We start from the raw sequence: 25,799 nt of genomic DNA, 5'->3' as shown, positions 1-25,799 counted from the left end.
GAAGGGCTCAGTTGCAGGCGGTCCCGGTGGACGTCTCGGCGAGCTTGCCGAGCGTGTCCTGGTCCTTCGTGGTCAGGCCGAAGCCGTAGGGGAACTGCGCCGTCTGGCCGTCGTTGCGGTTGACGAGCTGGCACTCGCTCCCGGGCCAGGAGAACGAGAGCTTGCCCTGGAACTCGTGCGCACCGAACAGCACGTCGGCCACGCCGCCGCCCTCGGAGCCCGGGAGCCACGCCGCCACGAACGCGTCGGAGAGGTTCAGCTCCTTGTTCACGTAGAGCGGGCGGCCCGACAGGAAGACCGTCACGATCGGCAGCGTCGGCGCGGCCGTACGGATGGCCTGGAGCACCTGGAGGTCCTCCGGGTGGAAGCGCGCGTGCTCCAGCGTCTTCGCGTGCTCGATGTTGTCATCGGCGTCCTTCCCGGGCTGGATATCGCCCTTCATCTCCGCGTAGGGGGTCTCGCCGATCACCACGATCGCCGCGTCGAAGCTCCCCGACGAGGCGGCGGCGCCGTTGGCGCTCAGCATCGCCTGGCCGCCGCCCCCGGACACGAGCGCCTGGATCCCCGCATAGATGGACGTGGCGCCCGGGAAGTCGGCGTTCGAGTTGTCCGTGCCCTGCCACGTCCGCGACCACCCGCCGGCCTGGTTCGAGAGGTTGTCCGCAGACTTGCCCGCGACGAGCACCTTCGCAGACGGAGCGAGGGGGAGCACCGAGCCCGCGTTCTTCAGGAGCACGAGCGACTTCCTGACCGCCTCGCGCGCGAGGTCCCGGTGCTCCCTGGCGCCGAGCACCGACTGCTCCCCCGCGAACATCCGCTCCGACGGGGCGCCCTTCGTCTTCTTCGGGCCGAGGAGCCCGGCCCGCATCTTGACGCGCAGGATCCTCGTCACGGCGTCGTCGACCCGCTCCATCTTGATCTGGCCGGACTTCGCCTGGGCGAGGGTGTTCGTGTAGAACGCCTTCCAGGCGGTCGGGACCATGATCATGTCCACACCGGCGTTGATCGAGGCCGCGCACGAGTCGTCCGTGCAGCCGCTCACCTGCCCATGACCGTTCCAGTCGCCGATGACGAAGCCGTCGAAGTGGAACTTGTCCTTCAGCACCCCGGTGAGCAGATCGCCCTTGCCGTGCATCTTGTCGCCGCGCACGCGGTTGTACGACGCCATGACCGTCTGCGCGCCCGCCGGGATGGCGGACATGTACCCCTGACCGTGGATCTCGCACAGCTCGGTGTCGGACCCGAGGTAGTTCCCCTGGTCATCGCCCTTGTCGGTGCCGCCGTCGCCGATGAAATGCTTGGCCGTCGCGATGACGCGCGAAGCACCGAAGAGATCCGGGCTGTTCGCGGCGCCCTGGATGCCTTGCACGACCCGGCCGGCGTAGGCGTTCACGATCTCCGGATCCTCGGAGTAGGCCTCGTACGTGCGGCCCCACCGGTCGTCACGGACTGTCGCGAGCGTCGGCGCGAAGGTCCAGTCGAGCCCCGTGGCGACGACCTCCTTGGCCGTCGCGGCGCCGATGCGCTCGAGCAGCGCGGGCTCGTTCGCCGCGCCCAGGCCGATGTTGTGCGGGAAGAGCGTGGCGCCGCGGACATTGTTGTTCCCGTGCACCGCGTCGATGCCCCAGATGATCGGGATGCCCGCGCGGCCACCGGACGTGTCCACCGAGGCCTTGTAGAAGGCGTCGGCGCGCGCGACCCAGTCCGCCGCCGACGCGCTCTTGCTACCGCCCGGCCAGGAGCCGCCGCCGTTGAGCACGGAGCCGATGTGGTACTGCTTGACCTCTTCCGGCGTGATGTAGCCGATCTCGGCCTGCACCATCTGGCCGACCTTCTCCTCGATGGTCATCCGGCCGAGGAGCTCGGCGACGGCCGCCTCGATGGCCGGATCCTTCGCGATCGCGCTCTCTACCTCGGGCCAGCCGCCGTCGCAGGGCAGGAGACCCACGCTGTCGCCGGCGCCGCTGCCGCCGCCGCCGGTGCTGTCGCCGGCGCCGCTGCCGTTGCCGCCGGTGCTGTCACCCGCGCCGCTGCCGTTGCCGCCGCTGCCGTTGCCGTTGCCGCCGCTGCCGCTGCCGTTGCCGCCGCTGCCGCTGCCGGCGCCCGCTCCGGTCGATGAGCTGCTCGGATTGTCGGACGTGTCGTCCCCGCAGGCGGCCGGCGCGAGAACAACCGCCGCCGCCATGATCCATGTCGAATACCGTGTGAGGCGCATAGGTGCTCCCCTCTCTATGTCAATGAGATGTAAGGATGGGCTCTGAGGTGAACCGTGACAGTCAAGCAAAGCGTCGATCGGGATGAGCCCCGCGCGCCGTTCGCCCGCGAACGAATCGAGCAGGACGGCCGATAACAGGCCTCGTGCTCGGAGGCCCGGAGGTCACCCCCTGCTCCAGGCCGGTCGCCACGCGATGGGTGTAAGACAACATAAGACAGAATGGGAATGTTCTAATCCATGACTCCACCCGCACGCAAGCCCCCCTCACGCCGCGAACGAGGGATCGATCGCCGCTTCGATGCGCGCGGCGCGCGTCGGCGCCGCGGCCGGCGCGGCGATGAATTCGATCCTGGCGCGGCCCTCGCGGCGCGCCGGGATGACACGGCGCGTCCTGGAACGCCCACCCGTTAACCATAGTCCGAGTCGCGCGGCAAGTTGCAAACGGGATGGCGCAGCGCGGTAATTCACCCGTGGCAGAACGCCACAACCGACGCAGGAGGGCCACGGCCTGCCCCGCGATCCGGCGGGAAGAGCGTTTTTCGAGATCCTCGAGAAGGGCGCAGAAGCACTCCAGGATCCGAGCCCCGTGCGAGCGATCGACCACTACCCGGACGGATTCCACGTGATGAAGGAGAACCCGGACCATCGCATGGATGGCCCATCACGATTGCAAAGGGATCAATGAAGAGTTCACGCAGTGTGTGATCTTCGACGGGAACACGAAGGACGCGCACCTCATCGGGGTCGAGTACCTCCTCATCCAAGTCGATGTCCGAGGGCCTGCCCGAGGACGAGAAGAAGCTCTGGCCCCCGCATAATGACGAGCTCCTCTCAGGAGAGCTGAGGAGCTCGTCCTCGAGCAGTGGATCATGGACGGCCAGCTCCCGTGACCCGGCGCGGCGGCAACCGCCGCGCCTCGCCTCACCTCGGCTGCTCCAGGAGCGCACCGTCTCGATACGCCACGATGAGCCGCTCCAGGATCTCGATCTCCCGCACCAGCTCCTCCCCCTTCTCGGTATCCCCCACCCGGCGCTCGACCTCGTAGGCCTCCACATCCGAGATCTCGGGGATGATGTCCTCCCCCGCCTCCACCGCCTGCTCGACCGACGTGAAGTGGTGGTGCTGCGCCAGCCGCACCCCGCTCGCCTCGAGCACGAGCGTGTACCCCTTGTCGCCGTAGGCCTCCGAGAACGCCCCGTCGATCGTCACCGCGCGGTGCGACGCCTTGATCGGCGACTCCCCCTGCTCGACCCGCACCGGCACATGCCCGTTCACGATGAGCCCGCGCTCCTCGTCCAGCCCAAACTCGCGGCACACCCGGCCGCAGAAGCCGGCGTCGTGGATCAGGTGGAAATACGGGTTCTTCGTCTCCTTGTGCGTCCTCGCGTCGGCCACGAAATAGGACTCGAACGTCGTCATCCGGTCCTTGCCGAACATGGGCGAGAGCGGGCCGGTCCAGAGGTACCAGAGCAGGTCGACGTCCTCCTGCGCGCCCGCCCGGAAAGCCCGGCGCACCACGCGCTCCAGCGCGTCGAACAGCGCCCTGCCGCGACGAGGCTCGCCGTCGACCACGAACGGGAGAAGCGCGCCCTCGCCGTCCACCGGGACACAGCCGTGAAAGATGAGCGCCCGATCGCGCCGGAGCCACGTCGTCCCCTGCTGCACCATCCAGCGCATCCGGCGCGACAGGACAGGGCTCTTCACGAAGGACTCCTTGAGCAGCGCGATGCACGACGCCTCCTCCGGCGTGAGCGCGTACGGATCGGCGAAATCGACGGTCGGAAAGCGCGTGTCGAGGAGCGGGTACACCTCGCCATCGATCGACACCGTCCCCGCGCGCGGGTCGATGCGGTGAAGCAAGCACCGGTGATCGAGGGCAAGCTCCGGGCGCCGCCGGCAGAGCTGGCCCTCCAGCTTGAACTGCAGGACCGCCATCGCCTTCTGCATCCGCGCCATGAGGAGCGCGTCGCGCAGCCCGTCGCCCCGCACCGCGAAGCGCTCCGCCGGGTCGTCGGCATAGACGGTGCGCGCGAGCCGGTCGATCGGGGCGACCGGGATGCCGAAGCCCTCCTCGAGCTGCTCGAGGCGCCCGTACCGGAGCGAGAGGCGGACCACGGTGGCGATGAGCGCCTCGTGGCCGAGGCTGGCGCCCATCCAGCTCACGTCGTGGTTGCCCCACGCGACCCGCGCGCGCGGCTGGCGCATCAGGTACTCGAGCACCTTGTCCAGCCGGGGACCGCGATCGCCGAGATCGCCCGCCACGACGAGCTCGAAGACCGTCAGATTCCGGATGACGCGCGCCGTGGCGCGCAGGATCTCGATCTCGCGACAATGGTGCACGAACGGGTCGATGAGCGCGTCGAGGTAGCCGCCCTCGCCGAGAGCGGCGCGCGCCGAGACGAGCTCGCGGAGCAGGCCGCGCATGTCGTCCGGGAACGCTTGCTCCACCTGGCGAAGCGTGTAGCGCAGCGACAGCTCGCGGATGACCTCGACCTCGCGCGCGAGCGTCCAGAGCAGGAAGGCCCGCCGCTCCGCCTCGCCGCCGGCCGCGACCCGCGCGTAGCTCTCGCGAGGATAGTAGATGACCGAGAGCAGCGCGCGCTTCTCGCCCGCCGTGAGCCGGTCGCCGAAGACCCGCTCGACAAGCGGCCGCAGGCTCCCCGAGGCGTTGTTGATGATGTGCTTCAGCTTCCTGTGCTCGCCGTGGACGTCGCTGACCACGTGCACCGTCCCCTTCGGAAGCGACAGGATCGCCCGCAGGTGGCCGATCTCGGAGAGCGCGGCCTCGGTCGTCGGATACCGGGCCGCGAGGGCGCGGAGGAGGGGCAGCTCCCGCGTGTCGAGCATGACGCCCCAGCATAGAGCAAAGGCGCCGGCCGGCACGTCAGGCGAGCGCGCGGGAGGCGACGCGACATGCTCGTTGGATCCGAGGTTGACGATCGGCGTTCCCGTCAGGACAGCTCCGTAGACGTCGAGCAGCTCGAGCTCGCGCGGGCGCGCGGCGGGCACGGTTGATGAAGGCCACCGCGGCTGTGCAATGCTCGCTCTCTCCCGGACCGGAGGCGCCCGCGGCGCCGCGCACGGGCGAGGCGGCGCGCTCCGGCCGGGCGGCCGCGGCCGCGCTGCTCGCCTCCCTCCTGCTCGCCCCGGGGTGCGTCCGTGAGGCCGCGAAGGAGGCGACCCGCGGCACGCTCGAGGCGCTCGACCGCAGCGCGCAGGACCGGGCCGCGCCCGCCGGAGGATCGGGCGAGGAGCGGGCCGAGGGCGCGCGGGAACGCGAGCGGCCGCTCGTCGGGGCCATCGTCCACGACGCGGTCCGGGCAGGCGCGGCGGAGATCGGGCGGCAGGCAGAGAGCCTGGAGCCGGTGATCGCGCAGACGAGCGAGGCGGTGAGCAGCGCCGTGGTCCAGGGCGCCCTCCAGCACGACCGGGCGCTCGTCACCCTCGTCGAGCAGGGCTCGGGCGCGGCGGCGAGGGCGGTGGCGCGTGAGGGGACGGCGCAGCTCGTGGAGCAGCTCGCAGGCTGCCCCGCCGACGACCCGGGCTGCTCGAGCGCCGCGATCGAGCGCGCGAGCCGCGCCGCCGCCACGGGGTTCGCGGACGGCCTGGGGAGGGCGATCCAGCCCTGGGTCATCGGCCTCGCCTTCGGCGGGGGGTTCCTGCTCGCCGCGCTGATCGCCGTCGCCATCGCGGCCGTCGCGCGGCGGCACGAGCGCACCGCCGCGCACTGACGCGGGCGCCCACGGGCGAGCGCCCGCGGCGTCGCTGCCGACCGGGCGTCGGTCCGGAGGGCGCGGCCTCGCGCGCTGCGCCGGGATGGCCCGCGGGGGCGGGGCGCCGCGGCGCTTCGCGCGGTCCAGGCGGCATGGTACGCGCGGGCGATGACGCCGGGGGAACGGATCGCCGATCGCTTCGAGATCGAGCGCCAGACGGGCGCCGGCGGTATGGGCGCCATCTACCGCGCCGTCGACCTCGGGACCGGCGCGCCGGTGGCGGTGAAGATCCTCCACCACGGCCAGGAGGCCGACCTCGCGCGCTTCGCCCGCGAGGCGAGGATCCTCGACCAGCTCAAGGACCCGGCGGTCGTCCGGTACATCGCGCACGGGATCACCGGGGGCTCGCGCCCGTACCTCGTGATGGAGTGGCTCGAGGGCGAGGACCTCGCCGCCCGCCTCGCCCGCGCCGAGCTCGGGCTCGCCGAGAGCCTCGCGCTGGTCCGGCGCATGGCCGGCGCGCTCGCCGCGATGCACGCGCTCGGGGTCGTGCACCGCGACATCAAGCCGAGCAACATCTTTCTCTGCGAGGGGCGCGTCGAGCTGGCGAGGCTCATCGACTTCGGCATCGCCCGGCCGCAGGCCGCCGCGGCGGTCGTCACGCGCACGAACGCCACCGTGGGCACGCTCGGCTACATGGCCCCGGAGCAGGCGCGCGGGAGCGCCGACCTCGACGCGCGCGCCGACGTGTTCTCCCTCGGGTGCGTGCTCTTCGAGTGCCTCGCGGGCCAACCGGCCTACGCGGGGGACAACCCGATGGCGGTGCTGGCGAAGCTGCTGCTCGCGTCGCCCCCGCGGGTGCGCGACGAGCGGCCCGACGTGCCCGACGCGCTCGACGTCCTCGTCGAGCGCATGCTGAGCCGGGAGCCCGCGAGGCGCCCCGCGGACGGCGCGGCGCTCCTGGCCGAGCTCGCGGCGATGAGCCCGCTCAGCCCGGAGCAGAGCGCGCTCCGGGCGCCCGAGAGCCGCGCGCAGCCGGCGCTGACCGCGGGCGAGCAGCGGTTCCTGTCGGTGCTGCTCGCGGGCGCCGAGGACGGCGAGGAGGCCGCCGGGGCGGCGGCGCCTGACGGGGCGGCGGCGCAGCGCGCGGTCGCCAAGATCCAGGAGGCTCCAGAGCTCCGCCGACCCGCGGTGGACCCGTCGACGTGGACGCTCGTCGCCGAGGTGCCGAGGGTCGCGGCGCCGGACGGCAAGGAGCCCGCGCTGCGCGCCCTGGTCGCGGCGCACGGCGGGGAGGTCGAGCGCCTCGCCGACCGGACGTGGATGGTGACCTTCCTGGGCGCGCCCCGGAGCGCAGGCCCGGGCGCGCAGGAGGGCCAGCGGCTCCCCAGCACCGGCGGGGCCGCGATGGACCACGCCGGCCAGGCGGCCCGCTGCGCGCTCGCGATGAGGGCGCTCCTGCCGGGCGCGCCGATCGCGCTCGCGACGGGGCGCGGCCGGGTGCGCGGCCGGTCGTCCGCGGGCGAGGCGATCGACCGCGCCGCCGGGCTCGTCGACGACGCGCGGCGGGCCCGCGCGGCGGGCGAGGCGGCCCCGGCGATCCGCGTCGATGCGCTGACGGCGGGGCTGCTCGAGGGCCGCTTCGTTGTCGAGGGCGCGGCGGCCGGGGGGCTGCTCCGGGCCGAGCGGGAGGCGCCCGAGGCGGCGCGCACCCTGCTCGGCAAGCGGACGCCCTGCGTGGGGCGGGACCGCGAGCTGCGCGCCCTCGAGGACCTCTTCGACGAGTGCGTCGACCAGCCGGCCGCCCGCGCCGTCCTCGTGACCGCGGGCGCGGGCATCGGGAAGTCGCGGCTGCGCAAGGAGCTCGAGGATCGCGTGGGGCGCGCGGAGCATCGCGGCGCGCCGGTCGAGATCTGGCTCGGCCGCGGCGAGCCGATGCGGGCGGGCGCGCCGTTCGGGCTGCTCGGGCAGGTCCTCCGGAAGAGCGCGCGGATCCAGGACGGCGAGCCGCTCGAGGCGCGGCGGCAGAAGCTCAAGGACCGCGTGGCGCGCCACGTGGCCGAGGCGGAGCGCGGCCGCGTGGCCGAGTTCCTCGGGGCGATGGTGGGGACGCCGTTCCCGGACGACGAGAGCGTGCAGCTCCGCGCCGCGCGGCGCGATCCGGTGCTGATGGGCGACCAGCTGCGCCGCGCCTTCGTCGACTTCCTCGACGCCGAGTGCCGGGCGCAGCCGGTGCTGCTGCTGCTCGAGGACCTGCACTGGGGCGACCAGCCGTCGCTGGATCACGTCGGCGCGGCGCTCCGGCTGCTCGCGGACCGGCCGCTGCTCGTGGTGGGCTTCGCCAGGCCCGAGGTCGACGAGCTCTCCCCGCGGCTCTGGGCCGACGCCGAGGCCACGACGATGCGCCTCGGCGCGCTGCCGCCGAAGGCGTGCGAGCGGCTCGTGCGCGGCGCGCTCGGCGCGGCGGCGGACGAGGCCACGGTGGCGCGCGTGGTGGCGCGCGCCGCGGGGAACGCGTTCTTCCTGGAGGAGCTCGTGCGCGCCGTGGCCGAGGGGCGCGGCGATCACCTGCCCGACACGGTGCTCGCGATGGTGCAGTCGCGGCTCGAGGGGCTCGCGCCCGAGGAGCGGCGGGTGCTGCGCGCGGCGTCGGTGCTCGGCCAGGTGTTCTGGCGGGGCGCGGTCCAGACGCTGCTCGGCGGGGAGGATCGCGCCCCCGCGCTCGACGCGTGGCTCTCGGGCCTCGCGGCGCGCGAGTGGATCGCGCGCCGCCCCGAGTCGGCCCTGAAGGGCGAGGCCGAGTACGCCTTTCGCCACGCGCTCGTGCGCGAGGCCGCCTACGACATGCTCACCGACGAGGATCGCGCGCTCGGCCACCGGCTCGCGGGCGGCTGGCTCGAGGCCGCGGGCGAGCACGACGCCTCGGTGCTGGCCGAGCACTTCGAGCGCGGCGGGGAGCTCGGCCGGGCGGCGGCGTGCTACGTGCGGGCGGCGGAGCAGGCGCTCTCGGGCAACGATCTCGGCGGGGTGATCCGGTCGGCGGACCGCGCGATCCGCTGCGGCGCGGCCGGCGAGCCGCTCGGGGCGGTGTCGCTCGCGCGGGCCGAGGCGCACCGGTTCCGCGGCGAGCTCGAGGACGCGGCGCTCTGGGCGGCCGAGGCGCAGGCGCTGCTGCGCGAGGGGAGCCCGGGCTGGTACGCGGGGCTGAAGGTGGCGATGACGGCCACGCTCAAGCTGAACCGGCCGGAGCGGCTCACGTCGGCGCTCGCGGCGCTTGTCGCGCGCTGGTCGGACGATGCGCCCGAGCCGGCGCAGGTCGCCGCGGTGGCGTGGGCGGCGGCGCTGCTGTTCCTCGCGGGCCGGTACGCCGACGCCGGCTCGCTGATGGCGCGGGTGGAGCGGGTCGCGGATCGGTTCGCGGCGGACCCTCCGATCGCCGGCACGATCGCGTGGAGCGGCGCGGCGGCGGCGCTGTTCGTGGAGGGGGATCTCAACCGGCATCGGGCGCGGCTGGAGGAGGCGATCGCGTGCTTCGACCGGTGCGGGGATCTGCGGGGCGCGTGCGGGCAGCGCGCGAACGCGGGCTTCGCGTGCAACGAGCTCGGCGCGTACGGCGAGGCGGCGGCGCTGTTGCGGGTGTCGCTCGCGGACGCCGAGCGGATGGGGTTGCGCAACATCGCGGCCTCGGCGCGGCAGAACCTCGGCGTGGCGCTGGCGCGGCTCGGCGAGCTCGCCGAGGCGCGCGCGGTGCAGGCCGAGGCGGTGCGGTCGTTCGCGGCGATGCGGGAGCCGCGGATGGAGGGTGCGTCGCGCGCGTACCTGGCGGGCGCCCTGCATGCGGCCGGCGACCTTGCGGGCGCCGAGGAGGAGGCGCGCCGCGCGGTCGGGATGCTGGAGCTCGCGAGGCCGCTCTTGCCGTACGCGCTCGCGACGCTCGCCGACGTCCTGCTCGCGGCCGGGAGGCGCGGCGAGGCGCTCGCGGAAGCGCGCCGGGCGGCGGAGATCCTGAGCGAGATCGGCCAGCTGGAAGAGGGCGAGGCGCTGGTGCGGGTGGTCCACGCCGAGGCGCTCTGGGCGGCCGGCGACCGGGAGGGGGCGCGGTCGGCGCTGGCGGAGGCGGAGGCGCGGCTCGGGGAGCGAGCGGGGAAGATCGCGGATCCGGCGTGGCGAGCGAGCTTCGTGGAGCGGGTGCCGGAGCACGCGCGGACGGCGGCGCTGCGGAGGGCGTGGGATGCGGGCGCGCGAGGAGCCTGAGAGCGCGGCGCCCTGGCCGGGAGTCAGCCGGCATCGTGGCGGGGACCGAGCGGCGCAGCCCCCATCGATGCTGGTCGGAATGTGCGCTCGCACCGGCAACATCACGCAGCACCCATCGAGACTCTCCACGCACGACGCGATGAATCGATACTTGATCGACACTTGATCGACACTTGATTGCACGCCAGAACGAAAAATCCGTCAACGGCGCCAGCCGGCGAATCGGCAGACGCGCTCGATCCGCTCAGGATTCATGCGCCGCAAGGATGCCTCACCCGTTCAAACCCAGCGTCGGACCTGGAGATCTCGGACGGTGCCGAAGCGTGTCTCTGGTCCGTGGCGGCTGGTACCACTACTCGAACGGAGAGGTGTGCGTATTCATCGGCCCAAAACGGTATCGATTTTTCGAGGTTCCACCTCGATGAACCGATGGGCTCCCTCGACAGCCGCTCCGACGATGCGCTTCTCCGGACATCAGTCCAGCGGCGAGCCGCCAGGCTTGTCGCCGTTCACGTCTCCACATCCATCGCATCAGGATGGTTCGAGCGCGTCGAGGAGCTGTGGCAACGGCTCGCCGATAGCCGCCTCGCCTGGTCGGCCGAGGCGTGCAGCGCTGAAGCGCGACGCTCGATCGAGCGCAGCGCTGGATTGGCAGTCACGCCAGCTTTCGGCGGGCTTCCGTCGGCGCTACAAACAGCCGGGGGAGGCTCGACCATGACCAAGGCATCGCGCACACCGCGCATCGACCTGAACACGGCAACGAAAAAAGAGCTCTTGATGATCGAGGGCATCGACGGCGAGCGGGCTCGACTCATCATCGAGCACCGGACCGAGCGCGGTCCCATCCGGAGCTGGGAGGACCTGCACCACGTGCCGGGCATCGACGACGCGCTGCTCGACAAGCTCCAGCGCGGCAGCTCGCTGGGCGGCGCGGCCGAGCCCTCGGCGGAGGCCGCCGCCGGAGAAGCGGCCGAGGCGGCGGCAGGCTCCGCGAAGAGGCCACGCTCCTCGGGAGGCGGCGAGCTCGGCGATCCATCGGGCCTGGAGCAGATCATGGGGTTGATCCTGCTCGACAGGGCGGCCGCCGAGGCGTACCGCCTCGCGATCGACGTGTGCAAGACGCCGGAGATCAAGAAGCAGCTCGAAGGGTTCCGGGCAGATCACGAGCGGCACGAGCGCGAGCTCCTGGACGAGCTCGGCGCCGCGCCGACCGACGAGCCCGACGATCGTGGCCAGTGCATTCGCCGCTATACCGAGCTGTCGGCGCGCGAGGAGCGGACGGCGCTCGTCGCCATGCGCGCCAACGAGGAGCTCACGAACGACGCCTATGCCTCCGCGCTCACGAGCGATCTGCCGGACGAGGTCCGGCGGATGGTGGAGGCGAACTGGCAGGACGAGCGGCGCCATATCCGCTGGATCAACGAGGAGATCCGGAGGCGCGGCTGGGAGCTCCCGGAGGTGCCGTCGACGCTGGCCGAGGCCGCATGAGCGCGACGCCCCGGTGAGAGCGGCTCGCGGCGGAGCAGCGCCAGCAGAAGGCGCGGCTCGCGGCCGCGGAGAGGGAGCGGGATCAGGCGAGCCGCGACGCAGCGCGGGCTGCCAGGAGGAGCCGCGCCGTCCGAGCACCGCTCCCCGGCACCGAGCTACCGCTTCTTTCGCGCCTTCGGTGGGGCGGTTGGCTTGATATCGATGGTCGTGGCCCCCTGGCAGGGCACCTGCGCCGTCACACCTGCGCTGGACCACTCGGGGAACTTCGTCTTCCCGGGACGGCCGACGCGCACGAAGAAGCGGCCGCAGCGCACCGTCAGCGGCACGTTGACATCCCCCGCGAACTTGCCCGTCACGTAGACGCTCCCCGGCTCGGGGAAACCCACCTTGAGCACGCCCTGCCCCTTGGGCAGCGTGGCGGGGTTGACCCCTGCCTTCGCCGCGGCCTCTTTCGCCGCCGCGGCCTCCTTCGCCGCCGCGGCTTCCTTCGCCGCCGCGGCCTCCTTCGCTGCGGCCTCCTTGGCCGCCGCGGCCTCCTTCGCCGCCAGCTCCTTCGCCGCCGCGGCCTCCTTCGCCGCCAGCTCCTTCGCCGCCGCGGCCTCCTTCGCCGCCAGCTCCTTCGCCGCCGCGGCCTCCTTCGCCGTCAGTTCCTTGGCCGCCGCGGCCTCCTTCGCCGCCAGCTCCTTCGCGGAAGGCGCCTTCGGGCTCGGGGGCCGCTTCACGGAGGGCGGCGCGCTCGGCGCCGGCGCCGCCGTGGTGGCGACGGGCTCGACGATCTGCGTCGCCTGCTCCGCCGACGCAGCGGCGGCCGGCGCGGGCCGCTCCCGCCGCGCGACGTAGATCCAGAGCGCCGCCACCACCGTCGCCGTGATCGCCGAGACCGCGATCGTCCCGACCGGCGACAGCGAGCGCGGCGCCTGCCACGCCAGCGTGGGCGAGCGCTGGCGCCGCATCGGCGCGCCCGCCGGCGACGACTCCGCCGAGGGGCCGTTCAGGACCGCCGCGCTCGGGTACGGCACCCCGCCGGGCGGCGTCAGGCCCGAGGAGCCGTCCATGGGCACCGTCACCCCGGACGGCGTCAGGCCCGTCGTGCCCATGGGCACCGTCACCCCGGACGGCGTCACCGGCGAGCCGGACGGCGGCTTCGGCGGCGGCGGCGCGAAGAACGGCGGCGTGAGATCCGCCGGAAGCGCCGGCGGCGGGCCGAAGCGGATCGCCTCCGGGATCGCGGAGATCGACGGCTCGAAGCGGACCGACACGGCGCCGGTGCCCGGGATCGTCGCGTCGTCCTCCTCGAACAGCGGCTCGACCTCGGGCAGCGTCGCCGGCCCCCCTCCCGGCGGCACCTCCTCGGCCGCCGCCGCGTCGCGCTCCGCCGCGCGCCTCGACGCCTCGTACAGCCGGCCGAACGTCTCGCGATCGGGCAGCGCGGGCTTCCGCCCCTCGACGCCCTTCATCCCCTCGCCCCTCAGCACGACCGGGGTAGGCGGCGCATGGTTCGCCGGCACCGGGATCGTGATCGGATCGGGCCCCGACGCGCGGGTCGTCGCCCTGCCGTCCTGCCGCGCAGACCCCGCCAGCGCCTCGGACGCCGCCGCCGAGGGAGGCGCGGTCTTCGCCTGCGCGCCGCCGGGCCGCAGCCTCGCGGCCGCGCCGTCCCTCGCGGCCTGATCCTTCGCGAAGAGATCCTTCGCGAGCCGCCTCGCCGCGTCGGCCGCGGGCCTCGCGGTCTGCCCGCCCTTGCCCTTGACCGGGATCGTCGGCCGCCGGTCCTCCTCGGGATCCGCGTCCTCGATCTCGATCGTCGCGTGCGCGGACTGCACGCGCGTCACGAGCTCGGCCTTCCCCTTCTCCGGACGGGCGACCTTCGCGAGCGCCTGCTCGATCTCCTGAGAGGTGATCTTCCGATCGTCCGGCGACGGCGCCAGGGCCGTGTCGAGCAGCGCCACGATCGGGCGCGGGATCTCGGGGCGGATCGACGCGATGCCGGGCGGCCTTGTGCCGTCCGCCGACGGCCGCCGCCCCGAGAGCAGCGACCAGAGCAGGAGCCCCACGCCGTAGATATCCGCCTTGACCGTGACGCGCTCGGCGCGCACCTGCTCGGGGGCCATGTAGCCCGGCGCCCCCTTCACCACGCCCGCGATCGTGTCCGGCGTGCGCCCGAGGATCTTGCCGATGCCGAAGCCGGTCAGGCGCACCTGCCCGTCCCACCCGATCACGATGTTCTCCGGGTGGAGGTTGCGATGAATGACCGGCGTGGGGCTGCCGTGCTCGTCGGTCGCGCCGTGCGCGTGCGAGAGCGCGGCGGCGATGCAGTGGACCAGGTAGTAGACCGCCGCGTCGGCGAGCTTCTGCTGCCGCGCCGCGAGGTGCTGGAGCAGCCGATTGAGGTTTACGCCCTCGACGTGCTCGAGCACGAGCACGAGCCGGCCGGCGTGCTCGAAGAAGTCGAACATCCGCACGATGGCCGGGTGGTTCATCGAGGCGCAGATCGACGCCTCGCGGGCAAGCTCGTCGGCGAACCGCGGATCGCCCTCGGCCGTATTCGGGACGAGCTTCAGCACGCAGACGCGGCGAAACCCCAGCGGGCCGTCCAGCCGCCCGAGATAGACGCTGGTGGGCCCAGAACCGGCCAGGCGCCGGAGGATCTTGTAGGCCCCAATCGTCTCGGGAGCGGGCTCCGTCGGAAACATCCGGGGCCGATCATACCCAAGCGCGGCGAAGCCCCCAAGCCAACGACCAACACGGAACACTTCGCGGCGCCGAGAGGCGTCTCCGGGCGCCTCGGTAAGGCGCCCTGCTCCACGCGCCCTGTACGGTGCGTTGCTCTCCGGCTCGCCGGAGAGCGGTACGGCCGATCAGCAGAAACCCGAACAGCTGTGACGGATTACGGAGCACGGGGCGCCGCGCGGCCCCGCCAAGCGCCCGAGGGCTGCGCGCCCCCCGGCGCCGCGCGGCCCCGCCAAGCGCCGGCGCCGCGCGGCCCCGCCAAGCGCCGGCGCGCTGAAGATACGACGCCTGATCCGTCGGCGCGCGAGCGAGCGCGGTGGAGAAGTCGCGCGCGACCGCGATCACGCGACCGCCCGGCACGCTCCCCGGGCGCGCGATCCGCGACGGCGACGGGCGAGCCCGGATCGCGCCGCGCCCCGGAAGCCGCGCCGGCGGAAGCGGCCTCCGGTCGCGCTCGCGCGGCTGCGGATCGGGGTCGCTTTCGCCTGGAGAGCGCTCACATGGAGGCGAGAAGGCTGGAAAACGTGAAAATCATTGGTCTTTTCTTCCCGCCTTCCCGCCTTCGGACCCGGATCCGATTCACCGCGCGGCCGCGCCTCCATCCTTCGAGCGGCGCTGGGCCTGGGTTATAAGCCGCCGCGATGAAGCTCCGCGCCTTGCATCGGCTGCTCGCCGTCGTCCTCCTCGCCGGCTGCGAGGCCGCCGTCCCGCCGCCGCCGCCCGCGCCGCCGCCGCCCCCGTCGCCGAGCGCCTCCGCCTCGGCGCCCGCGCCCGCGCCGGCGCCGGCCGCGCCGGTGTCGCGGTTCCCGGCCGGGTGGCCTTACCCCGAGGGCGCGCCGCCGGTGCGGGGCCCGTCGATGGTCTCCAGCGACGCCGCGCTCGCCACGAAGGTGGGCGCGGACGTCCTCTCCTCGGGCGGCAACGCGGTCGACGCGGCGGTCGCGACGGCGTTCGCGCTCGCCGTCGTGCACCCGACGGCCGGCAACCTCGGCGGCGGCGGGTTCATGGTCGCGCGCCTCGGGGACAAGGAGCACGCGCTCGATTTCCGCGAGACCGCGCCGGCCAGGGCGACCCACGACATGTACCGGGGCAAGGACGGCAAGCCCACGGAGAGCTCCCGCGTCGGCCACCTCGCGGTCGGCGTGCCCGGCAGCGTGGCGGGGCTCTGGGAGGCGTACGACAAGCTCGGCTCCAAGAAGAAGACCTGGGCCGAGCTCATCGCGCCGTCGATCCGGCTCGCGAGGGAGGGCTTCCCGGTCGACGAGAACTTCGCGACCACGGTCAAGGCGGCGTCGAGCAAGCTCGCGCGCTTCCCGGCCTCGGTCGCGCTGTTCCTGCCGGGCGGCGCGCCCATCCAGGTCGGCGTGACGTGGAAGTCGCCCGAGCTCGCGACGACGCTCGAGCGCATCGCCGAGAAGGGGCCCGCCGGCTTCTACGAGGGCAAGACCGCCGAGCTCCTCGTCGCCGAGATGCGGCGCGGCAAGGGCCTCATCACGGCCGCGGACCTCAAGGGCTACAAGGCGAAGTGGCGCGAGCCGGTCGTGTTCGAGTACCGCGGACGCCGCGTCGTCTCGATGCCGCTCCCCTCGTCGGGCGGCCTCGCCCTCGCGATGATCGCGCACCAGCTCGATGGGCTCGACCTCGCGAAGCTCGGCTGGCACTCGCCGTCGCACGTGCACGTTGTCGCCGAGGTGATGCGGCGCGTCTTCATCGCGCGCAACGAGATCCTCGGGGATCCCGACTTCGTGAAGAACCCGGTCGAGGAGCTGCTCTCGGTCGCGTGGGCGGAGAAGCAGCGCGCCACGATCGCGCCGGACCGCGCGACGCCGACCGACGCGCTCACCGGCGGCGCGGCCGCCAAGGACTCGGGCGGCCGCGGCCCGCACACGACGCACTTCTCGGTGGTCGACGCGCAGGGCAACGCCGTCGCGCTGACGACGACGCTGAACGGCTGGTACGGCGCGGGGGTGACGGTGACGGGCGCGGGCTTCGTGCTGAACAACGAGATGGACGACTTCGCCGCCGTGCCCGGCACCGCGAACCAGTTCGGCCTCGTGCAGGGGGAGGCCAACTCCATCGCGCCCGGCAAGCGCATGCTCTCGTCGATGTCGCCCACGATCGTGTCGGGGAAGGACGGGCGCGTGGAGCTCGTGCTCGGCGCCGCGGGCGGCCCGACGATCCTCACCGCGGTCTTCCAGATCCTCTCCAACGTGGTCGATTTCGGCTTCGACGTGACCACGGCGGTCAACGCGCCGCGCTTCCACCACCAGGACTACCCCGACAAGCTGTTCGCCGAGAAGGGCGGCTTCCCCGACGAGCTGAAGAGCGCGCTCGGCGCGATGGGCCACACCCTCGACGAGCGCGGGCACATCGCCGACGCGCCGGCGATCGGCCGCGAGGGCGCCGCGTTCGCGGGCGCGCGGGAGCCGCGGCGGCCGGGCTCCGAGGCGGCGGCCGGGAAGTAGCACGGCTGCAGGAAGTCGCCCCGGACCGGTAGAAAGGCCGCCAAGGCCGCCAAAGGAGAGGGGAAGGGCCGTCCCGGTATCTCCCCTCCTGTTCAATGGCCTGTCGACGCGCGAGCTCGCCGCAAACATCAGGACCTTCCCTACGGAATTCCGTCCACCCTGGTGTATCGCGCCGATCCTGGCACCGCGGGTGTGCCCAATGCATCGAGGCTCTCGCATTGTGTGAAGCCGTCATCGCGTGAAGCGCAACGGCGTCGAGCGCGCTGTCGCTGCGGAGTGCCGTGCGCCCGCACCACGAGGACACGCAGGCGTTGCATTCGCTCCAGGCGCTCGAACCGAGTCGCGCGCCGCTGTCGTGACGCGCGGCGTCTCGACGGCGGCGCCACGTGAGAGTGCACGATCCGTGCGGTAGAGAACCGGCGGTTCGACCTTGACACAACGCGCTCGTTTGGATTGCTTACGGTGATGCGTCCCACCGAGCATGGTCGCTCCTCCGGCGGGTCGCGCGTGCTTCCGACGACGCAGCCGATCTCAGCGCCCCCGAGGCGCTCCGTGTCCCCGGGGCCTGCCTCTCGATACCGACCGACCCGCCGCGCCCAATCGATCGCCTCAATCATCCCAGGGGGTAGCTGTCATGGTGGAACTACTGAATCACGAGCTGCTTGACACGCTGCACGATGGCGCGCGCAGCAGCGTCTACCTCGGCCGGAAGAAGAGCACGGGCGAGATGTGCGTCATCAAGGTCGCCCGCAAGGGTGTCAATGGCACCCGCAACGTCGCGATCCTGAAGCGCCAGTACGAGATCACGCGGAACCTCGATCTGGAGGGGGTCGTCAAGGTCTACGACCTCGAGGTCCGCCTCGATTACGCCGCGCTCATCATGGAGTACTTCGCGGGTCGCTCGCTGCGCGCGGTCATCGACGAGCGCGGCAATGGTCAGGGCGTCGGGCTCGTGCGGTCGGTCAGGATAGCGCTCCAGCTCGCGGACACGCTCGGGGCCATCCACGAGCGGAACATCATCCACAAGGACATCAAGCCCAGCAACATCATCGTCGACAGCGATGTGACCACGTCGAAGCTCACGGACTTTTCCATCGCCTCGCTCCTGCCGGGGGAGCGCGCGGCGGTGGTCGACCCGTGGACGGCCGGCGAGGGCACGCTGCAGTACATCTCGCCCGAGCAGACGGGCCGGATGAACCGCTCGATCGACTTTCGCACGGACTATTATTCGCTCGGCGTCACGCTCTACGAGCTCACGACGAGGCGCCTCCCCTTCGAGACGACGGATCCGCTGGAGCTCGTGCACCATCACATCGCGAAGACGCCCGTCGCGCCGCGCCTGATCCGGCCGGAGATCCCGGAGGCGCTCTCCGGGGTCATCATGAAGCTGCTCTCGAAGACCGCGGAGGAGCGGTATCAGAGCACCTTCGGCCTCAAGGCGGATCTCAGGGTCTGCCTCGACATGCTCGAGCACGGCACGCCCGCGCTGGACTTCGTGCCCGGGAGGAAGGACAGGCCCACGCGGCTCCAGGTATCGCAGCGGCTCTACGGCCGGCAGGAGGAGGTCGACACGCTCCTCTCGGCGTTCGGGAGCATCAGCAGCGGAGGGCCGGGCGCGGCCGAGGGCGGCCAGTCGGAGCTCGTCCTCGTGGCCGGCTACTCCGGCGTGGGCAAGTCGGCGGTCGTGAGCGAGATCCACAAGCCGATCGCGAAGCAGGGGGGTTACTTCGCCGCCGGCAAGTTCGACCAGTTCACGCGCAACGTCCCGTATTCGGCCGTGATCGCCGCGCTGCGGGAGATCGTCCGGCAGATCCTCACGGAGAGCAAGGAGGAGCTCGCCGACTGGAGGGCGAGGATCCTCGCGGCGGTCGCCCCGAACGGCCGGGTCATCGCCGAGGTGATCCCGGAGATCGAGCTCATCGTCGGCGAGCAGCCGCCCGTCCCGGCCCTGGGCTCGATGGAGACGCGGAACCGGTTCAACCTGACGTTCCGGAACTTCATCGGCGAGATCGCGCTGAAGACGCGGGCGCTCGTGCTGTTCCTCGACGATCTCCAGTGGGCCGACACGGGCTCATTGAACCTCATCAGCGTCCTCCTGGAGGACGCCGACATCCGCCACCTGCTGCTGCTCGGGTCGTACCGGGACAACGAGGTGGACGACGCGCACCCGCTCATGATGATGCTGAGCGCGCTCCGGGGGAGCGAGGCGCGCGTGCGCACGGTCACGATGAGGCCGCTCGCGCCCGAGCACGTGAACCAGCTCGTGTCCGACACGCTCGGCGCGCCTCCGGGGGAGTGTCGCCCGCTCTCGGACATCATCTTCGCGAAGACGGCCGGCAATCCGTTCTTCACGATCCAGTACCTCGAGAGCGTCTCCCGCGACGGTCACCTGCGCTTCAGCTCGGAGACGGGCGCCTGGCAGTGGAGCCTCGCCGACATCGAGCGGATGGACGTCGCGGACAACGTCGTCGAGCTGATGGTCCGGCGGATCCGGGGCCTGGGCGCGTCGACGCAGCGGGTGCTGAAGCTCGCCGCGTGCATCGGCAACCAGTTCGATCTGAAGATCCTCGCCCTCATCCACCGCGAGGACCGGCGCACCACCGACGAGGACATCTGGCATGCGCTGGACGCGGGGCTCGTCGTGCCCATCGACGACGACTACAAGCTCGCGCGCTTCCTCGACGACGAGGACGGGGGCTCGATCAGGCTCAAGTTCCTGCACGACCGCGTGCAGCAGGCGGCCTACAAGCTGCTCACGGAGCTGGAGCAGGAGAGGATCCACCTCGAGCTCGGGCGGCTCCTGATCAGCGAGACGCCGATCGAGTCGATCGAGGAGCGGATCTACGACATCGTGATGCACCTCAACATGGGGGCGTCGCTGATCGTGAACCGGCAGGAGCGCTGCGAGGCGGCGCTGCTCAACCTGAGGGCCGGCCAGAAGGCGAGGCGCTCCACGGCGTACGGCCCCGGGGTCCAGTGCCTCCGCGCAGCGGCGGCCTTCTTGCCGGAGGACTCATGGGAGACGAACCACGATCTGTCGCTCGCCATCTACACGGATCTCGTCGAGCTGGAGTACCTGACGATCAACTTCGAGCGCGCGGAAGCGTGCGCGAAGATCGCCGTGGACCACGCCAGGGACGTGATGGAGAAGATCCGGGTCTACGAGACGCGCATTCAGTTCTGTATATCACAGAACCGAATGCACGAGGCCATCGAGCTGGCCTTGAGCGTGCTCGCCATGCTCGATGTTCCACTGCGCGGCACGCCACCGCTGAACGTCGACACTGCTCGCCTGGCGAAGCTCCCCTCGATGACAGATGAGCGCATGCGAGCAGCGATCCGCATCATGTGTACGGTAACCACGGCCGTGTACCTCGCGCAGCCGGCCCTGCTTCCGCAGATCGCGTTCACGATGATGGACATCTGCATGCGACACGGCAACTCGCCCCTCGCCGGGTTCGCTTATCTGATCTACGGCGTCGTCCAATGCTTCATGAACGAGACCGAGCAAGCTTTCGCCCTCGGCGGGCTGGCCATCGATCTCACCCGTCAGTTCGGCGCGGTCGACCTGGAATCCAAGATCCATTCCACCGTGCACGTGCTCATCTACCACTGGAAGCGGCACCTGCGCGAGACCATCGCTCCATTGCTGCACGCGGTGCAGGCCGGCTTGGATACGGGCGACATCGAGTACGCGTTGCATAGCTCGATTCATCATTCGTTGCACTCGTTCCTCGTCGGAGACGAGCTTGCGGCGACCGAGCTGCGGATGAAGCACTCCGCAGATCTCTCCCTGAAGCTGAGCTATCAATATTCGCTTTATTTCTGCAGCATCTGGAGACAGCTCGTGAAGAGCCTGCAGGATCCATCCGTGGAGAAGCTGCGGCTCGTCGGAGATAGCTTCGACGAGACCACGATGATCCCACGCCTGGGACAGAGCAGGACCTCTATTTTTTCGCTTCACCTGGCGAAGGCGATGCAGCTGTACTACTTCGGCCACGCGGCGCAGGCGTATGATTGCCTTCGTGCGGCCGAGGAGTACCAGGATGCGGTCGGCGGCATGGCCATCGTCGTCGAGCACAACTTCTACTACTCGCTCTCGATCCTCGCCGCGCTGAGCCCAGCGGCGGAGGGAGAGCGAGGCGCCGCGCTCTCCAGGGTCCACGAGAATCAGAGGCGGCTTGAAGTCTGGGCGCGCTCTGCCCCGGAGAACAACCGCCACAAACATGATCTCGTGAGCGCAGAGCTGGCGCGCGTGAAGCAGGACGTGGTGGGAGCGATGGCCCTCTACGATCGAGCGATCGAGGGTGCCCGGAGGTATGGATATATTCAGCACGAGGCGCTGGCGTGCGAGCTGGCGTCGTCGTTTTACCGGATCATGGGCCGGAATGAAATCGCTCATCATTACATGACGTTGGCCTACCGGGGCTATGCGCTCTGGGGGGCCAGCGCGAAATGCCAGAGCCTGGTGTCCGCCTTCCCTCATCTCATCCTCGAGGGGACACCCGAGCAGTCGACGTCGGTGACGGTGACGTCGAGCCACGACGGGGCGGCCCTCGACCTGCTCAGCGTCGTGAAGGCGTCGCAGACCGTCGCGAGCGAGATCGTCCTGGAGAAACTGCTGGAAAGCCTCATGACGATCGTCCTCGAGAACGTCGCCGCTCAGTCCGGCGTGCTGGCGCTGGCGCGCGGCGAAAACCTGTTCATCGAGGTGGAAGGAACCTTGCAGCCGAAGCAAGCTCACGTGCTCAAGAGCGTTCCCGTGGACTCGTTCAGCAGAGCCCCGCGCTCGCTCATCAGCTACGTGCAGCGCACGCACACGAGCGTCCTGGTGGACAATGCGGCAGAGGAAGCCAGATTCTCTACCGATCCGTATATCCGAGAGAAGCGCCCGAAGTCGCTGCTCTGCTCGCCTATTATGCGTCAAGGCCGGCTGATCGGCGTCCTCTACCTCGAGAACAACCTGTCGACCGGCGTCTTCACGAAGGATCGTCTCGAGCTCCTGGGCATCCTTTCGTCGCAGATCGCGATCTCCATCGAGAACGCGAAGATGTACGAGGGGCTCGAGAAGGAGGTCTCCGCGCGCACCGAGGAGCTCCGGTTGTCCAACGAACAGCTCCGCGCTGTCAACGACAGGCTGCAGGTGGAGCTCGCCGAGCGCGCCCTCCTGCAGGAGGAGCGCGTCCAGATGCAGGAAGAGATTATCCGGAATCAACGGGATCGGCTGCTCGAGCTGTCGACACCGTTCATTCCGATCACCGATGACATCATGGTGATGCCCATCATCGGGACCATCGACGACAAGCGGGCTGCGCAGATGATCGAGGCCGCGATGCAAGGCGTCGCGGCCAGCGCCGCGAAGGTCGTCATCGTCGACGTCACCGGCGTCAAGAGCGTGGACACGTCCGTGGCGAGCAGGCTGATGAGCCTGGCCCACGCGGTGGGCCTGCTCGGCAGCCGGGCTATCCTGACCGGACTCCGTCCCGCAGTAGCGCAGAGCCTCGTCGCGCTCGGGGTGGATCTCGGCTCGCTAGAGACGCGGGCCAACCTCAAGGCGGGCATCGCCTATGCCATGAAGCGCACCACCGCGAGATTGCACGCGTGAAGGGCGCGAGCGCCGGCGGATGGCGTCCGGTGCCCGCCATCCGCCGGCGCTCGACGCTCCTCCGGCGCTCGTTCTCTCTCCGCGCGGCCCTGGGGCGGGCTACCTCTGGAGGCAACCCTCTTATCCGGCGTGCGCGTCGACTCCCAATAGCTCGGAGTAGCGAAGCGCTGCCAGCGCCCAGCGCTGATGGCCTGCGATCATGGCATCGGTCGCGTCCAGGTACTGACGGATCCCGCTGGTCGACCACAACGAGAGCACCTTGTCCTTCACGTTCTGGTAGTAGGTGACCCGCTCGTCGTGCATGTGCCTGAGGCGCGCGGTGGCCTCCTCCAGCGTGACGCCGCCATTGTCTCGGAGTACGACGATCAGGTTGTGCACCTCGCCCGACCTCAGCTCCTTTTCGAGCGAGAAGTAGTCGTTCGTCCAGCACAGGATATCGTTGCAGATCTCGCGGACGCTCCGGAGCAACGGATGCTGGACGATCTCCAGGGGCAGCGGCTGATCGAGCATCAGCTCGATCAGGTCACAGTAGGGATAGACCGCTCCGCTGTAGCGTCTCATCATGACGTACTCGTCGAGGCGCGGAACCCTCCTGCGCATGCGGTTGTTCGCTTCCCACAGGTTCGCCTCGTAGTAGTACTGAAAATGCGACAGCCAGCGGTTCAGGAAGAAATGGGGGTTACCGTCCCTGATCCTGTCGCGGATGTCGACCAGCCCACGCGTCAGCGGGTCGTCCATGTCCGCCTGAGCATAACCGAAGAGCTCGCCCAGATATTTCTCGTTCAGCCGCGCGACCCCCTGAGGATCCGCGCTGAGCGCGCCCTCGTCGTAAGCATCGTCCAGCAGGAACAATACGGCGGTGAAGTCGGACGCCAGCTGCAAGATCTGCACGTTCGCTGAAGGAAAGACCCACCCCGCCAGGTGAGCGACGTTCGCTGCCTTGATGCGCCAGAGCGCACGTTCGTCGGGTGCCAGCCTCAGCCGGCGCACCCACTGAAGCGTGCGGCGCTCGGTGATATCGACCATGGGATGGCATGACGCATGAAACGGATACTCGAAGCGGTCGGCTTCGTTTTTACTTACGACAACGCTGGTTCGACCGGACGACATCATACACTCCAACGCAAACATTGACTCTTCTGCTTCTGCTATCCATCGGTGATGAGCCGCGCGCAGGCGGCGATGTGATCAGGCGGGGATCACCTCGATGGGAAGCGCGAGCGGGCAACGGGTATTGAGGGATACGTTCCAGTCGAGACGCTCGGCGCGGAGCTCGACGCGGCGGCATCGCGACAGGAGCTCCTCGAGCACGACCCGGGCTTGCGCCCGGGCCAGAAAAGCTCCAATGCAGGCGTGGGCACCGTGACCGAACGCCAGGCTCGCCTGCGCGCGGCGCGCCGGCTCAAAGAGATCGGGATCCTGGAACTTCGCCTCGTCGCGCAGCGCTGAGCCCACGAGCAACGCCACGACCGCATGGGCAGGCAGCCGCACGCCAGACAGCTCCGTATCGGCCAGTGTCAGTCGCATCGTCGCGTGCACGGGAGGCTCGAATCGCAGCACTTCCTCGATGAAGTGCGGTATGAGATCGAGCTCCTTCCGTAAGCGATCCATCCAGCCCGGAAGCCGGGCAAGGATCAACGCCATGTGGGTCATCAGCGTCACCGCAGTCTCCAGCCCTGCCACGAAGAGCAGGAAAAGAAAACCCATCAGGTCCTCGTCGGTGAGCGCGCAGTCGTTCACCCGGGACCGGAGCAGCCCACTCACCAGATCGTCCCCCGGCTGGCGGCGACGGCTCGCCAGGAGATCGTTCATGTACTGCTCCATCTCGTCGATGGACCTGCGCACGTCCTGCATCCGCCTCTCATCGTCCGGGGAGATAGCCGCGACGCTGAGGATGTCGGTCGTCCAGCGCTGAAAATTTGGCTGGAGCGACGGATCTAGTCCGAGCAGCTGGACGAGGGCATTCGCCTGCGCTCGATGGGCAAAGTCAGGAACGAAGTCGACCACGCGGCGCTGCAGCATCTCGTCCGCGAGCCGCGCCGCCGTCGAGCGCATCCGCGTCTCCAGCGACGCAACCGTGGTGGCGGTAAATGCGCGGCCGATGAGGTTGCGCAGCTGGCTGTGCCGCGGCGGATCTGCGAGGATCAGGGAGTCGGACAAGGGGTTGTGACGCTGAAGGTGAGGTGGCTCGGAGGCGACGCGCAGCCCCGCCGACGAGAACACCTGCGTGTTCTTCAGCGCCGCGACGATGTCGTCGTACCGGGTGACCACCCACATCCCGTTCGGGTCCACCTGGCACACGGGCGACTCGCGCCGCAGCGTCGCATAGAAGGGGTACGGGTTCTCCCGCACGTCGGGGGCAAACAAGTTCAATCGATTCATTGCGCTCTTCCTGTGAGATGGGGAGGACACGGCCGCAGCGCCTCGGCGGCACACGTCGTTCAACGTGCGGTGCCAGCGCCGTGCTGCCTCAGATGCCCCGATGGGCGACGCTATGGCGTTGGGTCGGCTCTCCTTGGAGAGCAGCTTGCCTGGCGCTGGAGAGAGCACGAACCGGACGCCGCAGGTCGCGCGTCCGCAAGGTTCCGGCGCGTGGCCACCTGGGCGCATCTCTCGCCAGCAAGGCGCTGGGCAGCCGCCGCGCAGCCCGAGCCAATGGCTCGGTTCCCGCACGAAACGACTCCGTTCCTCGGTCGTCGCCGCGCTCGCGATGATGCGAGCGCACGACTCACGATCGCCTGGACTGCTGCGAGGGCATCTCCCGGTGCATCATGAGACCAGAGCAAACGAGAGAGCCGCTAGGCTCTCTTCATCGCTGCCGGCGTCCGATGGTTCATCCGTGCTCCTCCATCTGATGACAGGATGGTATACCATGCGGACGAATGCGCAACTGTATTCTTTGTGCGGAAACTACCCACGCCGTCCTTCGCGTGCTCGGAGCGTCGAGGATACCGAGTCTGCAGACGCGATGGTCATGCCGCGGCACACAACCCGTGTGAACAAAAATACATTCTTGCGCGGCCGGCGCGCGCTCCACCAGCGGGCGTCGAAGAGACCTACTGCACCTGGACGACACTGCAGTGGCCATTCGGTAGAAAGGCGGCGCGATGGGCGTACGGTGACCGCCGTAGGATCCGCATGAGATCTCGGGAGCGACTGTGCAGCAATGAAATCTGGAGTCGCCGCGGGTTTCATCTCTGAATGCATGGCGCCCGGCCCGGACGCGACGCCGCGGCGCGCCGGACGGAGCGCGCCTGAACAGCGAGAGCGCTCGAAGCATGCGTCGGATCGAACGCTCATGGCTTTCCCGGAGCTGCTGACGGCGAAGT

General features: G+C 70.5%; 11 protein-coding genes. 6 read left to right on the top strand and 5 right to left on the bottom strand.

Going from position 1 to position 25,799, the window contains the following annotated elements:
- Positions 1-7: 7 nt before the first annotated feature.
- Entirely contained in the window at positions 8-2,215 is a 2,208-nt protein-coding gene (locus tag WMF28_RS42090) for a glycoside hydrolase family 3 protein (RefSeq protein ID WP_437599384.1), read from the bottom strand.
- Between the two features lie 653 nt (positions 2,216-2,868).
- Here WMF28_RS42090 and WMF28_RS42085 point away from each other — a divergent pair.
- Complete coding sequence (locus WMF28_RS42085) at positions 2,869-3,033, top strand: DUF1264 domain-containing protein (RefSeq protein WP_437599383.1); 165 nt, start codon at positions 2,869-2,871, stop codon at positions 3,031-3,033.
- A gap of 103 nt (positions 3,034-3,136) precedes the next feature.
- Here the strand turns inward: WMF28_RS42085 and WMF28_RS42080 are convergent, their stop codons facing one another.
- Complete coding sequence (locus WMF28_RS42080; protein WP_437604369.1) at positions 3,137-5,062, bottom strand: fructose-1,6-bisphosphatase; 1,926 nt, start codon at positions 5,060-5,062, stop codon at positions 3,137-3,139.
- A gap of 167 nt (positions 5,063-5,229) precedes the next feature.
- Here WMF28_RS42080 and WMF28_RS42075 point away from each other — a divergent pair, with 167 nt between their 5' ends.
- The 3 genes from WMF28_RS42075 (at position 5,230) to WMF28_RS42065 (ending at position 11,670) form a co-directional block, all read left to right on the top strand.
- Positions 5,230-5,946, top strand: a complete 717-nt coding sequence (locus tag WMF28_RS42075; RefSeq protein WP_437599382.1) for a hypothetical protein — start codon at positions 5,230-5,232, stop codon at positions 5,944-5,946.
- 150 nt (positions 5,947-6,096) lie between these two features.
- Positions 6,097-10,182 carry a serine/threonine-protein kinase gene (locus WMF28_RS42070; RefSeq protein WP_437599381.1) on the top strand — a complete coding sequence of 1,362 codons (4,086 nt, stop codon included), beginning with the start codon at positions 6,097-6,099 and terminating at the stop codon, positions 10,180-10,182.
- A gap of 714 nt (positions 10,183-10,896) precedes the next feature.
- On the top strand, positions 10,897-11,670 hold the full coding sequence (locus WMF28_RS42065; RefSeq protein ID WP_437599380.1) for a helix-hairpin-helix domain-containing protein: 774 nt from the start codon (positions 10,897-10,899) through the stop codon (positions 11,668-11,670).
- A gap of 155 nt (positions 11,671-11,825) precedes the next feature.
- Here the strand turns inward: WMF28_RS42065 and WMF28_RS42060 are convergent, their stop codons facing one another.
- The gene (locus WMF28_RS42060) at positions 11,826-14,363 is read right to left on the bottom strand and encodes a serine/threonine-protein kinase (RefSeq protein ID WP_437599379.1); all 2,538 of its coding nucleotides are present in this window, start codon (positions 14,361-14,363) and stop codon (positions 11,826-11,828) included.
- A gap of 678 nt (positions 14,364-15,041) precedes the next feature.
- On the opposite strand from WMF28_RS42060, the gene ggt reads away from it, so the two are divergent.
- A complete protein-coding gene (gene ggt, locus WMF28_RS42055; protein WP_437599378.1) occupies positions 15,042-16,865 on the top strand; it encodes a gamma-glutamyltransferase in 1,824 nt (607 codons plus the stop codon).
- A 634-nt stretch (positions 16,866-17,499) separates the two neighbouring features.
- Positions 17,500-22,470 carry an AAA family ATPase gene (locus tag WMF28_RS42050; protein ID WP_437599377.1) on the top strand — a complete coding sequence of 1,657 codons (4,971 nt, stop codon included), beginning with the start codon at positions 17,500-17,502 and terminating at the stop codon, positions 22,468-22,470.
- A 120-nt stretch (positions 22,471-22,590) separates the two neighbouring features.
- Here WMF28_RS42050 and WMF28_RS42045 read toward each other — a convergent pair whose 3' ends face one another.
- Both WMF28_RS42045 and WMF28_RS42040 read right to left on the bottom strand, forming a co-directional pair.
- The gene (locus tag WMF28_RS42045; RefSeq protein ID WP_437599376.1) at positions 22,591-23,496 is read right to left on the bottom strand and encodes a terpene synthase family protein; all 906 of its coding nucleotides are present in this window, start codon (positions 23,494-23,496) and stop codon (positions 22,591-22,593) included.
- Between the two features lie 162 nt (positions 23,497-23,658).
- On the bottom strand, positions 23,659-24,852 hold the full coding sequence (locus WMF28_RS42040) for a cytochrome P450 (protein ID WP_437599375.1): 1,194 nt from the start codon (positions 24,850-24,852) through the stop codon (positions 23,659-23,661).
- Positions 24,853-25,799: the final 947 nt, after the last annotated feature.

The organism is Sorangium sp. So ce590 (genome assembly GCF_051521365.1).
GTDB lineage: Bacteria > Myxococcota_A > Polyangia > Polyangiales > Polyangiaceae > Sorangium.
Note: the sequence above shows the minus strand (reverse complement) of the source record. Positions and strands in the feature narration are given on the sequence as shown.

Excerpts from the sequence above, each read along its gene's own strand:
- WMF28_RS42090 (WP_437599384.1), bottom strand. The coding sequence starts at position 2,215 with ATGCGCCTCACACGGTATTCGACATGGATCATGGCGGCGGCGGTTGTT.
- WMF28_RS42085 (WP_437599383.1), top strand. The coding sequence starts at position 2,869 with ATGGCCCATCACGATTGCAAAGGGATCAATGAAGAGTTCACGCAGTGT.
- WMF28_RS42080 (WP_437604369.1), bottom strand. The coding sequence starts at position 5,062 with ATGCTCGACACGCGGGAGCTGCCCCTCCTCCGCGCCCTCGCGGCCCGG.
- WMF28_RS42075 (WP_437599382.1), top strand. The coding sequence starts at position 5,230 with ATGAAGGCCACCGCGGCTGTGCAATGCTCGCTCTCTCCCGGACCGGAG.
- WMF28_RS42070 (WP_437599381.1), top strand. The coding sequence starts at position 6,097 with ATGACGCCGGGGGAACGGATCGCCGATCGCTTCGAGATCGAGCGCCAG.
- WMF28_RS42065 (WP_437599380.1), top strand. The coding sequence starts at position 10,897 with ATGACCAAGGCATCGCGCACACCGCGCATCGACCTGAACACGGCAACG.
- WMF28_RS42060 (WP_437599379.1), bottom strand. The coding sequence starts at position 14,363 with ATGTTTCCGACGGAGCCCGCTCCCGAGACGATTGGGGCCTACAAGATC.
- ggt (WP_437599378.1), top strand. The coding sequence starts at position 15,042 with ATGAAGCTCCGCGCCTTGCATCGGCTGCTCGCCGTCGTCCTCCTCGCC.
- WMF28_RS42050 (WP_437599377.1), top strand. The coding sequence starts at position 17,500 with ATGGTGGAACTACTGAATCACGAGCTGCTTGACACGCTGCACGATGGC.
- WMF28_RS42045 (WP_437599376.1), bottom strand. The coding sequence starts at position 23,496 with ATGGTCGATATCACCGAGCGCCGCACGCTTCAGTGGGTGCGCCGGCTG.
- WMF28_RS42040 (WP_437599375.1), bottom strand. The coding sequence starts at position 24,852 with ATGAATCGATTGAACTTGTTTGCCCCCGACGTGCGGGAGAACCCGTAC.